Raw genomic sequence first — 12,291 nt, 5'->3', positions numbered from 1 at the left:
TGTCTACATATGTAGTTGTCTTATTTATATTGGCTGGATAGAGCAAAACTTTCCAACTGCTCCAAACCATCAAGTGTGTAGTAGCTGTAGCCCAAACGGTCATCACCGTCGCGGAACGTTATCTCCCATGCTGGTTCATCCTCATACAGTCCAAGTCGGATATCATCCAGTTCACAGTTATTGCCGCATGCAGACTGCCAGCTGTCTTCTGCCTGCTGTTCATCAGCAGTTTCTGTCGTATAAATGATTTTTTTCGGGTCTTTCTCGCCTTTTATTCTGTAAGCGATGGCTTCCTGTCCGTCAGCTTGTTTGCCCGTGACAACATGGTATACGTGCTCGCCATTAAAGCGTGTCACTTCGTCTGCATTTTCGAGATCGGTATGTTCTGCAACAAAGTTCTCTGAGGATTCAAAGCCTGCTGTACGCTTGTCCTGCGCTGTATAGTAGACATAAATGCCACAGCCAAGTAAAAGCAGCAGTACAGCTGAAACAGCGAGAATAGTGATTTTAGCCCACTTAGGTCTGGTAAATCGTGAATATCGCCTTATCATGATCTTCCTCATCCAATGCTAGTCCGAACATCAAGTCCTTTTCTTTCAGTGTACGATTCAGGGAATCGACCAGCTTGTACAAGTCACTGCTGTATTGTACACGAACGGTGGACAATGTCTCCATTTTATTATTTTCCATCCTGCAACCTCCGAGCAATCCATTTACATGATTTGTTACTCATAGAGACAGCTTTCTGCAACAAACTAATACATGTTGAGAAGCAATCCATTCTTATTATACCAGTTGTACTGGTGTAATTCTAAGACGAGTTCAAAGTTTTTTCAACAAAAATCTTCCTTCACCCAGCAGTTGTGCGTCCTAGTGGCGCACTTTTTTTATAACCAGTGCTCTGCAAGCTCTAAAAGTTCTGCTGTACTTTGGTAATGCGTCGGTACTTCCGGGATTGATGCTGTGAAATAATTGCCGTATCTTGCCTTTATCATTCGATCATCGCAAACAAAAACGATACCTCTGTCACTGGAAGAACGAATAAGCCGGCCAAATCCTTGTTTAAACCGAATAACAGCATTTGGCAGTGCAAGTTCCATAAAGGCATTCTTACCCTCCGCTTTCAGCTTGGCCGCTTTCGCTTCGTAAATCGGATGATCAGGCGGCTGAAAAGGCAGCCGAACGATGACAAGACAGCTTAAGTCCTCTCCAGGAATATCTACTCCTTCCCAGAAAGAGCTCGTACCAAAGAGAATCGATTTCTTATTGCTTTGGAAATTCTTCTTCAATCTGTCACGGCTTCCGCTCGTGATTCCTTGTGCAATTAACATATAATCCTGATCATCTGTCAATTCCTTCACCAAACCATGCGCTTTTTTCAACATGTCATAGGAAGTGAACAGCACGAGCATCCGTCCATCAGTCACAGCAGCAAGACTAAGAATGGCTTCGCATACTGCGTAAATAAACGGATAGTTATCTTTCCCTCGAACATCTGGAAAATCGTTCGGAACGAGCAGCTGCACTTGTTCTTGATAGGAATACGGCGAATCAAATCGCTTCGTGACGGTCTGTTCATCTAACCCTAATTGCAATTGAATAAATTCAAATGACTGTTTCATCGTCAATGTGGCACTTGTCAGCACAATGCTTTTCTTTTCCGAAAAGAAGCGCTCGAACAGCATGTCTGCAATAGCAAGCGGCTCACTATACAAGTAAACGGAATTGCGTGCACCATACACATCAACTTCAATCCATTTAACCTCTTCATCATCGGTTACAAGGAACATACGTTCAATCGAATCAATGATTGACTGCAGTTGATTGACTGCATTTTGCAGCGAATCAGCCATCTTTTTATCAGCTTGCTTTTCCGCTGTTTTCACTAGCTGCAGCAAATGATGGATACAATCTCTGATACCGAATAACAGCCTGCCGCCCATCTCCGCTATTACTTGCAACGCCTTCGTGTTACGCACTTCTTCCAGCCGCAGCTGCATCCGTCCGATGTCGTTCGTTCCCAACTTATTACGATGCTGAGATAGAACGAATTCATGAATATAGCGAAACATATCATCAGCTTCGATTTTTGTTTGTTCCCATAAGCTTTGCCATATTAGCATTTCAGCTTGCGGATGCGGTAGCTGCTCTGTTGCTTTGTCATAAACCTTATTAGCGTGGGAAAGCATATGATGGATAGATACGTAATCAAGCGCCAACCCAAAATGCTTGGCAGCTGTTGCTTCAAAATGATGCGCCTCATCAATGATAGCTCGCTCATATGAAGGCAGAAGCTGGTATTCTTCCTGCATATCACTGCAAAGTAATGCATGGTTTGTCACAATAATATCAGCTTGCCAAGCCGCTTTTTTGGCCCGTTGGTAAAACGAACGAGAAAACCATGGCGAAAAAGGATCTTGTGTATCCTCTGAATCAGCGGACATATGCAAAAAGAAGCGTTTGCCGCTGGAAGGCAGGTTTACCTCATCAATATCCCCAGTTTCTGTAATGGTCAGCCATACGAGCAAGATTGCTTTCGTTAACGTGATATCATAATTGTCATTAGCTTTCTGCTGCAGCTCCGATTCGAATCTGCTGAGACTAAGATAATGCTGTTTTCCTTTCAACAGTGCTGCTTTAAAGGAAAAAGGCAGCAAACGCTGGAGAAGCGGAATCTCTTTTTCCATCAATTGTGCCTGCAGCTGTGTCAAATGCGTACTAATTACCACTCGGCTCTTTTCCTTGACCGCTGTGAACACTGCCGGCAGCAAATAAGCAAGTGATTTTCCTGTTCCAGTCTCTGCCTCGAGCAATGCATGTCTGCTGGAATGAAAAACATCATAAATCTGCTCACTCATTTCCTGCTGACTGCCCCTTGGCTCATAGCTCCGCATACCTTCCGATAATAAGCCATCTTTCCGATATACCTGATCGGCTAGTTCACCGAAAGACTGTGCAATAACTGAATTTGTACGTTCGTTTTCCGGGAGTCTGCGGATCGCCAAACCACGGTACACTTCCAAACCACTGTCTTGTTCGGCTTCAAAAGCAAGGTCCTCCAGCCTAGCATCAAGCAACGCCCTTAGATCACTTTTAAGTGCGCGTTCTAGTGTGAGAAGATGCGCAATAGTTTCATAAGGAAGCTTGTCCATTTTCTCGAGCAATGACAGCAGAAGTTCAGCTGTCACTAGCGTATCCGACAGCGCCCGATGCGGCTGATCATGCTCAAAGGATAGGTATTCACTAAGTACGCTCAGCTTATAGCTTGGTGCGGTCGGCAGCATAATCCGTGCGAGCTCAACCGTATCAAGTACCGGGCATGAAATGGGCGCTAAGCCCGATGCTTCCAATGAACTATTCAAAAAGCGCAAATCGAAATTTGCATTATGCGCTACTACATAACTATCTTGAAAAAATGCCGCTATTTCTTCCGCAACTTCCTCAAAGCGTGGTGCTCCTGTCACATCCTCATCAGATATGCCTGTCAGCTGCGAAATGAAAGGTGGAATCGGCATGCCGGGATCCAGCATTGTCTGAAACTGATCTGTGACTACACGTCCTTGGATAACGACAATCCCTACCTCTATAATTTTATCGCCATTCGACGGCGCGTGTCCGGTTGTTTCTAGATCCACCACTACAAATTTTTCCATGTTCCACCCTCCATACTGCTTAGAAAAGAAAGACTCTTATCCTGGATAAGAGTCCGATAAACTACCTATTTCTGTCCTTATATCATGACAGTAAGCGGCGGTTCTTCCTCGATGATCTCTTGAATTGTATTATCTTCATTCATCAGCGCAATTTTCGGCTTAAAATGAATGAGCTCATCATCTGAAAGCATCGCATAGGAAACGATAATTACCACATCATCTTTTTGTACCAGCCGCGCAGCAGCACCGTTTAAACAAATAACACCGCTGCCAGATTCGCCTGGAATAACATACGTCTCAAGGCGGGCGCCATTGTTATTATTCACGATCTGTACTTTTTCATGTGGAAGGATACCTACCTTCTCCAATATATGTGTATCAATTGTTATACTTCCGACATAATGCAAGTTCGCTTCCGTCACACGGGCGCGATGAATTTTAGCTTTCATCATCGTGCGGAACATATACTAGCCCCCTATATTAGAAACGGTCCATCATAGAACCGTCTGCTTCCAAAACAAGATTATCAATCAATCTGGCCTTCTCAAAAAAGACTGCAGCTGCAATGATAATGCGCTCGCTTATATCGTCAACAGGCTTTAGCGCCGGATATGACAAAATTTCAACGTAGTCTATTCTACCACTTGTTTTGCTGATAATAAATTCTTTTACGTGCGTTATCACATTTTCCACTTCGTTTTCACCATCAGCAATCAGCTTTTTGGCTTGCTGCAGTGCCTGCTGAATGACTGGAGCCTCTTGTCTTTCTTGCTCTGATAAATAAACATTACGACTGCTTTTGGCTAGTCCGTCAGCTTCTCGTACGGTCGCGACCGGAACAACTTCCAGCGGAAAATTAAGATCCTGTACTAATGCTTGAACAACAGCGACTTGCTGTGCATCTTTCAACCCAAAATAGGCCCGGTCAGGCTGAATCAGGTGAAATAATTTTGCTAAGACCGTTACAACACCATCAAAATGTCCTGGACGAGATTTGCCGCATAGGACATCTGCACGATCCGTTACGTGCAGTTTGATTGCACTGTTACCTGGATACATAGCGGATGCATCCGGCATAAAAACAATATCAATACCTTCCTGCGCAGCAATCTGCTGATCACGCGCCATATCTCTCGGATACGTTTCAAAATCTTCTCCTGCACCGAATTGCAGCGGATTTACAAAGATACTTAACACGGTAACATCATTTTCTGCTTTCGAACGTTTCATTAACGCTTGATGACCTTCATGCAGATACCCCATAGTCGCTACGTAGCCGACTGATTTTGCTGTCTTTGCCAAGGTCTGTCTTTCCTGCTGCAAGTCTTTAAGATTTGTAATGATTTTCATAACTCAATCTCCTATTTTAGGCAGCGCCGCCTCATCCATTGTAAAGCTTTGGTCCTCATTCGGAAAAACGCCATTTATTACATTTTCCCGATACGTTGTAAACACATTTGTAACTGTTTCGTTTAAGTCTGCATAGCTGACTGCAAATTTAGGGAGACGCTCAACGCCAAAACGGCTTATATCATGGAAAACGAGTACTTGCCCATCGACTTCTGCTCCAGCCCCAATACCAATAACTGGAATCGTTAACTCTTTTGCAATTCGCGCAGCAAGCTGTTTTGGAACACACTCTAATACAACAGCCATCGCCCCATACGCTTCTACCTTTCTGGCATCTTCCAGTAATTGTTTGGCTGTTTGTTCACTCTTGCCTTGCACCTTATACCCGCCAATTATATGGACGGACTGCGGTGTTAAACCAAGATGACCAACTACTGGTATACCTCCGACGCTGAGCGCCTTGATATTATTCAGAATTACTTGGTCGGCTCCTTCGAGTTTCAGCGCCTGCGCTCCTGTTTCTTGGAATATCCGTCGTGCTTGCGGTACCGTTTCTTCTACAGATACATGATAGCTCATAAATGGCATATCTACGACTACAAACGTATCCTTGCCGCCCCGGGTTACCGCTTTGCCATGATGAATCATATCTTCTACAGTTACAGGAATGGTTGATTCATAACCCAGTACAACCATTCCTAAAGAATCACCTACAAGCAGCATGTCAATTCCTGCTTGTTGTGCTAACTTGGCGGTCGGATAATCATACGCAGTGACCATGGTGATTTTCTCATTGGTTTCTTTCATCTTTTGAAAATCAAGTCTCGTTTTCATTGCTTCACTCCTCTATCCATTCTAATTCTGCAGAGTAAATACGCTGAGTCAACCCATCTGATTTTTCCAGGATCAGCTCACCTTCTTCACCAATTCCTTGAAATAACGCCTCAAAAACAGCTGTAGGAGTCGTCACTCTTACTCTCCGGCCAAGACGGGAAGCAAGCTGCATCCATTCTTCCCGAATACTTGCAAAACCAGCTGTTGTGTAAAGCGCATAGACGCTCTCAAGTTCTTTCCAAATAAGATGAATAAGCTCTTGGCGTTTCCATTCTTTCTGCGTCTCTATATGTATGGAGGTTGCTTTGTCCCGAATATCGGGGGGCAGGTCTGATTCTGTCTGGTTGACATTAATTCCGATACCCAGCACGATATGATGTATATAATCCTGTTCTGCTTGCATCTCTGTCAATATTCCAGCTAGTTTCTTTTCGTTTAGATAGATATCATTTGGCCACTTAATGCCTGCTTCTATCCCTTCCTTGCGAAAAGCTCTTGTTAAAGCTACCGCTGCCGCTAACGTTAACTGTGCTGCTTCTCGCGGTCCGAAATCCGGACGGATAATTAAACTCATCCAAATACCAGTCCCAGCCGGTGAATGCCAGCTTCTTCCCTTTGTTCCCTTTCCGCTCGTCTGTTTATCAGCAAGAACCACTGTTCCGTGTGCAGCTCCTTGGTCAGCCAGCGCTTTGGCCAATACCTGGGTGGAATCAAGTTCTGTTTCAAAGATAATCTTCCGCCCAATCCAAGAAGTATCAAGCTGCCAGTTAAGCGTATTTTTGCTTAATTTGTCAGGCGACTGCCGCACTTGATAGCCTTTGCGCGGAACAGCATCAATCTCGTAGCCATCTGCCTCTAATGCTTTCATATGCTTCCAGATAGCAGCTCTGGAGATACCAAGCTGTTCGGACAAATATTGTCCTGATACATATACACCTTCATGCTCCTGCAGCACTCTAATCAGCCGGTTACGCGTTGTATCCATGAAGCATCCACTCCTTCAGCCGTTCTTTATCATTTGGAATCCGGCTTTCCACAACTGCTTTTTCAGCAGCTTGGACTAATTCACGAATCCAGCTGCCTTTTTTTCTGTCTGGAAACCAGCTGACAAGATCTCCGCCTGAAACAGCCAAGTCAGCACTCTGATGAATCGGCAGTTTCGCTCTTATACGCGCAACATCGTCTTGCACGTCTTTTTCCTTATAAATTCCTGCCAATCGGCAATATCCTGCATCTAAATGGGGCGGCAGCTGGTAAACTGTCCAAGCCGTCAAATCGCTTTGCAGCATGTGAGACAATGCTTGCGCCTCTTGTTTGACGCTATTGGACAGTTTCCAATGTTTCACCCAGTCTTGTACAGAAATGCCGCTGTAAATGGCGCAGAGTGCTATCCATTCACTTAGTCCGCCGAGCGGCTGCATACGCTGCTCCAGCTTTTCAATCAGAGCAGGATGATCGTTAAAGACCGGCAGCGCTTCCCACAGCTTTGCTTGCAAAAGTAAACGAACAGCTGTCTTTACATAGTCGCCACGGCACAATTTCTCAAGTTCGATTGCGATACGTTCAATAGCAATCCGGTTCAGCCACGAACGTCTGCTTTCCATCACTTCGCGGGCTTCCTGATCTAACTCGTAGCCAAGTTGGGAAACGAATCGAACTCCTCGCATCATACGCAGCGGGTCTTCTTCAAAGCGATCATATGCATTACCAACTGTAATAAGCTGCTGTTTACCGATTGCTTCTCTGCCTGAAAATGGATCTACTATCCGGCCATTTCTGTCCATTGCAATCGCATTAACTGTATAATCGCGCCGCGCTAAGTCAGCCGTGATATCCGTTACGAACTCCACACGATCTGGGTGGCGGTAATCCGAATAGGTCCCTTCTGTTCGGAATGTCGTGATTTCAAAGCTTTCTTTTTCAAAACGAACTAAAACCGTTCCATGCTCAATGCCGACTGGAATAACTTTATCAAAAACTTTCATGACTTGTTCCGGTTTAGCAGAAGTTGCAATATCCAGATCCCCGACAGACTTGCCGATCAAGTAATCTCGTACAGCGCCGCCGACCAGATAGGATTCATAGCCATGCAGCTCGAGTTCGTTCATTACTCGAAACGCTTTTTCAAATATCTTCATTGTAATACCTCTTCATAAATAGCTTCGTATTGTGCAACAATATGGTCCGAGTGAAAAGCTTCTTCTGCGTGATGTATTGCTGCTTCGGAGTAGTTTTTCCACTTCTTCTCATCGGTCAGTAAATCCAATGCATAAGCAGCCATTTGGTTCACATCCCCAAGTTTTGTTACAAAGCCATTCTTCTTATGCTGAATAACTTCCGGTATACCGCCTACATCCGAGGCTATACATGGTACTCCGCATGCCATTGCTTCTAATAAGACAAGTCCAAAGCTTTCTTTTTCAGATGGCAGCACCATTAAATCAGCCATATTTAGAAGTGCAGCTACGTTGTTTTGTTTACCAAGGAAAAGAACATTCTCCTCTAATCCTCGCTCCTGTACATCGCGAAGTATATCGGAGTATTCCGGTCCATCTCCTATCAGCAGCAACTTACTAGGCAGTTTTTCCTGCACATACGAAAAAACCTGTACAACATCCTGTACACGCTTCACCTTCCGGAAATTGCTTATATGTACGAGCACCTTTTCATGATCCTCGATTCCAAACTGTTTCCTAATCTTCTTCACGTCGGTTGGATGATAAATCGCTTCATCGATAAAATTATAGACAACGTCAATTGGACTTGTCACATCAAGCATCTCTCTTGTTTGCTTAACAAGGCTCTCGGAAACCGCAGTCACTTTATCGCTCTCTTCAATTGCATGAACAATCATTTTGCGAAGTCCATTATCAATACCAAGCACAGTAATATCCGTGCCATGCAGCGTCGTCACAATCTTCACATCACGCTTGGCAATCGCTTTTGCCAAAATAGCGCAAATTGCGTGCGGTACAGCATAGTGAACATGCAAAACATCAAGTTCTTCTTCATCAATGACTTCAGCCATTTTATTGGCCAGCACTAAATCATAAGGCGGATATTGAAATACAGGATAATGACTCATCTCTACCTCGTGAAAGAAAACATTAGGCAGCAATGTGTCAAGCCGAAAAGGGACACTTGACGTAATAAAATGTATGTCATGCCCTTTCTTGGCAAGTTTTTTACCGAGCTCCGTCGCAATAACGCCGGAGCCCCCAAGTGTTGGATAACAGGTAATACCTATTTTTAGTTTTTTCATAGATCAGGCTCGCGATCCCGGATGATTTCACGCCAATCAAAATCGCCTCTGTCCAAGCCGCGGATAAAGATCTCAGCAGCCGCCAGATTGGTTGCAAGCGGAATACGATGTACATCACACAAACGCATAAGGGCACTCACATCTGGTTCATGCGGCTGAGCTGTCAGCGGATCACGGAAGAAAATAACAAGATCCATTTCATTCGTTGCAATGCGGGCACCGATTTGCTGATCTCCTCCTATTGGACCTGATTGAAACAGCTCCACTGGCAGACCAGTTGCTTCCTTGATACGTGTTCCTGTTGTTCCTGTTGCATAAAGTGTATGTTTTTTTAGCATTTCTTGGTATGCAACAGCAAAACGGACCATCTCTGGTTTCTTCTTATCATGGGCAATTAATGCAATATGCAATGTCGACACCTCAATCCAATATATTTTCCAAACCGTATGCTAACACATCCATTTTCATAACACGTTCTACAGCAAGTTGCACACCAGACATGAACGATGTGCGGTTAAAGGAATCATGTTTGACCGTAAACTGCTCTCCCGGTGCACCGAAAAGCACCTCCTGATGCGCCACAAGGCCTGGCAGACGTACACTGTGGATGCGCATGCCATCGAAATCTGCACCGCGAGCTCCTGCGTGTGTTTCTTTCTCATCAGGATGCCCTTGTTTAACAGGCTCCCGTACTTCCTGGATTAACTGCGCCGTCTTAACAGCTGTACCGCTCGGTGCATCCAGCTTCTGATCATGATGCTTCTCGATAATCTCTACTGTCGGGAAATATTTTGCCGCTTGTTTGGCAAATTGCATCATAAGCACTGCACCAATAGCGAAGTTGGGCGCAATAATGGCTCCAACACCTTTCTCCTCGCTCAGTGTGTGCAGTTCTTCCAGCTGTACATCTGTGAAGCCGGACGTACCTACCACCGGTCGCACACCATGTTCAATTGCAAGCTTTGTATGTGTATAGCCTGTTTCCGGTACGGTCAAATCAATTAGCACATCCGCTTCCACTTCTGCAAAACAGCGAGCAGCGTCTGTATAGATGACCGCGTCGCTGGATGTAAGTCCTTCGATATCTTTGATACGTTCACCCTCGTGTTTGCGATCAATCGCTCCAGCTAATTCAAAGTGTTCTGTGCGCGCTATCAGCTGCAGCGCTTCTGATCCCATTCGCCCTCTAGGTCCTGCTACGATAATCTTAATGGTCTCTTGTGTCATTCTAACTCATCCTCCTGTGTCTTCTTCGTCCATCTGTCTTTATCTCTTGTTTCGAATTTTGACATTGACTTCTCAAATGCTTCAGATAGGTCAATGTCCAAGGAGTTAGCAAAGCATGTCAGCACAAAGATGATATCTCCGAGTTCATCTGTTACAGTGTTAGCTGCTTCACTTTTTTTCTTCGGCTTTTCGCCATATGTATGATTTACTTCTCGAGCCAGCTCCCCTACCTCTTCGGTCATTCGGGCAAGCATGCTGAGCGGAGAAAAATAACCTTCTTTAAATTGGGAAATATAAGCGTCAACACGTGCTTGTATTTCCTCTGTTGTATATGTTGAACTCATGCGCGATCTTCCTTTCGCTATATCATTACCATGTTAGCTTAAATGAGTCATCTTTGACAAATGTTTTTACCTGCAGGATAAATTTGTAGCGTTCGCCATAGTTGTCTATAATATAGAAGGAATTGTCACTTTTAGGAGGTAAGTTATGTTTAAACTGCGTTTGAAGAACATCTTGTTCATCCTGCTTGGCGCGGCTATCTTTTCATTCGGTATTGTGCATTTTAATATTGCCAACAAGCTTGGAGAAGGCGGATTCACCGGTATCACACTTATTTTGCTTTTCGAATTCGACTGGGATCCAGCTATTACGAATTTAGTGCTGAATATTCCGCTGTTTCTGATCGGCTGGAAGTTCCTTGGCCGCACAACATTCGCATATACCATTATCGGAACAGTTGCTGTATCTGTGTTTCTACGATTGTTTCAGACGTATTCCTTCCATATTGACTTAGGAAATGACCTCTTGATTGCATCGCTTTTAGCGGGTGTATTTATTGGCGTCGGACTCGGCATTATTTTTCGGTTTGGAGGCACAACTGGCGGTGTTGATATTATCGCTCGCCTAGCAAATAAATATGTCGGCTGGACAATGGGACGTACGATGTTTATGTTCGATGCTGTCGTAATCGTCACTTCGGTCCTTACTTATCTTGATTTGATTCGCGGCATGTATACGCTTGTTGCCGTATTTGTCGGCGCACGTGTAATTGACTTTATTCAAGAAGGTGCCTACTCTGCGAGGGGAGCTACTATCATTTCCAATAAAAGTGCCGATATCGCCAATCAGATCCTTAAGCAAATGGACAGAGGCGTAACAGTACTTGATGGCCGCGGCAGTTTCACAGGCGAAAAACGGGATGTCTTGTACTGCGTCGTTGCCAGAAACGAAATTGTCCGACTGAAAGCAATCATTACATCGGTTGATCCGCATGCTTTCGTCGCTTTAAGCGAAGTGCACGATGTTATGGGAGAAGGATTCACCCTTGATGCAGAAAAAAATCCATATCAAACGGATTAAGCTCACAGGTGCATCTTGCTCGGTGAATTGGTAAAGTAGAGTAGACTAAAAGAATGGGGTGATAATATGGAACTTTCCGGAAAGAAAATACTTTCTTTTGTAAGTGATGATTTCGAAGATTTGGAGTTATGGTATCCGGTTTTACGATTGCGCGAAGCTGGCGCAGAGGTTCATTTAGCAGGTGAGGCTGCTGATACGGTCTACAAAGGGAAATACGGCGTTCCAGCAACGTCCGATATATCCTTTGAAGATGCAGACCCACAGCAGTATGATGCCCTTCTCGTACCCGGCGGATGGTCGCCGGACAAGCTGCGTCGTTACGACAGTGTATTAGAAATCACGCGTCATTTCCATACGCATCAAAAAGCGATCGGCCAAATTTGTCACGCTGGCTGGGTGCTCATTTCTGCCGGCATCCTGGATGGAGTAAACGTAACCAGCACCCCTGGCATTAAAGATGATATGAAAAACTCCGGAGCCATTTGGCATGATGAAGCAGTTATTGTCGATGGACATATCGTCAGCAGCCGCAGACCACCTGACTTGCCCGATTACCTTCGTGAACTGATTAAAGTGATACAAGCTCAATAATAAAGCAAGTAT

At 44.6% G+C, this 12,291-nt stretch carries 14 protein-coding genes; 2 read left to right on the top strand and 12 right to left on the bottom strand.

What is annotated here, in order from left to right:
* Positions 1-20: 20 nt before the first annotated feature.
* From B1K52_RS13330 to B1K52_RS13275, 12 genes are all read right to left on the bottom strand, one after another.
* The gene (locus B1K52_RS13330) at positions 21-551 is read right to left on the bottom strand and encodes a cell wall elongation regulator TseB-like domain-containing protein (protein ID WP_077309033.1); all 531 of its coding nucleotides are present in this window, start codon (positions 549-551) and stop codon (positions 21-23) included.
* Complete coding sequence (locus tag B1K52_RS13325; RefSeq protein ID WP_077309031.1) at positions 517-690, bottom strand: YpmA family protein; 174 nt, start codon at positions 688-690, stop codon at positions 517-519. Before B1K52_RS13325 ends, B1K52_RS13330 begins: the two co-directional genes overlap by 35 nt.
* A 197-nt stretch (positions 691-887) precedes the next feature.
* A complete protein-coding gene (gene dinG, locus B1K52_RS13320) occupies positions 888-3,653 on the bottom strand; it encodes an ATP-dependent DNA helicase DinG (RefSeq protein ID WP_077309029.1) in 2,766 nt (921 codons plus the stop codon).
* 77 nt (positions 3,654-3,730) lie between these two features.
* On the bottom strand, positions 3,731-4,117 hold the full coding sequence (gene panD, locus B1K52_RS13315; protein ID WP_077309027.1) for an aspartate 1-decarboxylase: 387 nt from the start codon (positions 4,115-4,117) through the stop codon (positions 3,731-3,733).
* A 16-nt stretch (positions 4,118-4,133) separates the two neighbouring features.
* Positions 4,134-5,003 carry a pantoate--beta-alanine ligase gene (panC, locus tag B1K52_RS13310; protein WP_077309025.1) on the bottom strand — a complete coding sequence of 290 codons (870 nt, stop codon included), beginning with the start codon at positions 5,001-5,003 and terminating at the stop codon, positions 4,134-4,136.
* Positions 5,004-5,006: 3 nt separating this feature from the next.
* Positions 5,007-5,837, bottom strand: coding sequence for a 3-methyl-2-oxobutanoate hydroxymethyltransferase (panB, locus tag B1K52_RS13305; RefSeq protein ID WP_077309023.1), 831 nt, complete (start codon positions 5,835-5,837; stop codon positions 5,007-5,009).
* A 4-nt stretch (positions 5,838-5,841) separates the two neighbouring features.
* Entirely contained in the window at positions 5,842-6,822 is a 981-nt protein-coding gene (locus B1K52_RS13300) for a biotin--[acetyl-CoA-carboxylase] ligase (RefSeq protein WP_077309021.1), read from the bottom strand.
* Positions 6,806-7,975 (bottom strand): CCA tRNA nucleotidyltransferase, encoded by a 1,170-nt coding sequence (locus tag B1K52_RS13295; RefSeq protein WP_077309019.1) that lies wholly within the window; start codon positions 7,973-7,975, stop codon positions 6,806-6,808. The genes B1K52_RS13300 and B1K52_RS13295 overlap by 17 nt, the downstream gene beginning before the upstream one ends.
* Complete coding sequence (bshA, locus tag B1K52_RS13290) at positions 7,972-9,099, bottom strand: N-acetyl-alpha-D-glucosaminyl L-malate synthase BshA (protein ID WP_077309017.1); 1,128 nt, start codon at positions 9,097-9,099, stop codon at positions 7,972-7,974. The genes B1K52_RS13295 and bshA overlap by 4 nt, the downstream gene beginning before the upstream one ends.
* On the bottom strand, positions 9,096-9,509 hold the full coding sequence (mgsA, locus tag B1K52_RS13285; protein ID WP_077309015.1) for a methylglyoxal synthase: 414 nt from the start codon (positions 9,507-9,509) through the stop codon (positions 9,096-9,098). Before mgsA ends, bshA begins: the two co-directional genes overlap by 4 nt.
* Before the next feature lie 10 nt (positions 9,510-9,519).
* On the bottom strand, positions 9,520-10,326 hold the full coding sequence (gene dapB, locus B1K52_RS13280) for a 4-hydroxy-tetrahydrodipicolinate reductase (protein ID WP_077309013.1): 807 nt from the start codon (positions 10,324-10,326) through the stop codon (positions 9,520-9,522).
* Positions 10,323-10,670: a nucleotide pyrophosphohydrolase gene (locus B1K52_RS13275; RefSeq protein WP_077309011.1), complete on the bottom strand. Its 348-nt coding sequence runs from the start codon at positions 10,668-10,670 to the stop codon at positions 10,323-10,325. Before B1K52_RS13275 ends, dapB begins: the two co-directional genes overlap by 4 nt.
* A 145-nt stretch (positions 10,671-10,815) precedes the next feature.
* Here B1K52_RS13275 and B1K52_RS13270 point away from each other — a divergent pair, with 145 nt between their 5' ends.
* Both B1K52_RS13270 and B1K52_RS13265 read left to right on the top strand, forming a co-directional pair.
* On the top strand, positions 10,816-11,688 hold the full coding sequence (locus tag B1K52_RS13270) for a YitT family protein (protein ID WP_077309009.1): 873 nt from the start codon (positions 10,816-10,818) through the stop codon (positions 11,686-11,688).
* 66 nt (positions 11,689-11,754) lie between these two features.
* Positions 11,755-12,279, top strand: coding sequence for a type 1 glutamine amidotransferase domain-containing protein (locus tag B1K52_RS13265; RefSeq protein ID WP_077309007.1), 525 nt, complete (start codon positions 11,755-11,757; stop codon positions 12,277-12,279).
* Positions 12,280-12,291 lie beyond the last annotated feature (12 nt).

It is taken from the genome of Terribacillus halophilus (genome assembly GCF_900162685.1).
GTDB lineage: Bacteria > Bacillota > Bacilli > Bacillales > Amphibacillaceae > Terribacillus > Terribacillus halophilus_A.
Note: the sequence above shows the minus strand (reverse complement) of the source record. Positions and strands in the feature narration are given on the sequence as shown.

Excerpts from the sequence above, each read along its gene's own strand:
- B1K52_RS13295 (WP_077309019.1), bottom strand. The coding sequence starts at position 7,975 with ATGAAGATATTTGAAAAAGCGTTTCGAGTAATGAACGAACTCGAGCTG.
- bshA (WP_077309017.1), bottom strand. The coding sequence starts at position 9,099 with ATGAAAAAACTAAAAATAGGTATTACCTGTTATCCAACACTTGGGGGC.
- B1K52_RS13265 (WP_077309007.1), top strand. The coding sequence starts at position 11,755 with ATGGAACTTTCCGGAAAGAAAATACTTTCTTTTGTAAGTGATGATTTC.
- panD (WP_077309027.1), bottom strand. The coding sequence starts at position 4,117 with ATGTTCCGCACGATGATGAAAGCTAAAATTCATCGCGCCCGTGTGACG.
- B1K52_RS13275 (WP_077309011.1), bottom strand. The coding sequence starts at position 10,670 with ATGAGTTCAACATATACAACAGAGGAAATACAAGCACGTGTTGACGCT.
- B1K52_RS13270 (WP_077309009.1), top strand. The coding sequence starts at position 10,816 with ATGTTTAAACTGCGTTTGAAGAACATCTTGTTCATCCTGCTTGGCGCG.
- dapB (WP_077309013.1), bottom strand. The coding sequence starts at position 10,326 with ATGACACAAGAGACCATTAAGATTATCGTAGCAGGACCTAGAGGGCGA.
- dinG (WP_077309029.1), bottom strand. The coding sequence starts at position 3,653 with ATGGAAAAATTTGTAGTGGTGGATCTAGAAACAACCGGACACGCGCCG.
- B1K52_RS13325 (WP_077309031.1), bottom strand. The coding sequence starts at position 690 with ATGGAAAATAATAAAATGGAGACATTGTCCACCGTTCGTGTACAATAC.
- B1K52_RS13330 (WP_077309033.1), bottom strand. The coding sequence starts at position 551 with ATGATAAGGCGATATTCACGATTTACCAGACCTAAGTGGGCTAAAATC.
- B1K52_RS13300 (WP_077309021.1), bottom strand. The coding sequence starts at position 6,822 with ATGGATACAACGCGTAACCGGCTGATTAGAGTGCTGCAGGAGCATGAA.
- panB (WP_077309023.1), bottom strand. The coding sequence starts at position 5,837 with ATGAAAACGAGACTTGATTTTCAAAAGATGAAAGAAACCAATGAGAAA.
- panC (WP_077309025.1), bottom strand. The coding sequence starts at position 5,003 with ATGAAAATCATTACAAATCTTAAAGACTTGCAGCAGGAAAGACAGACC.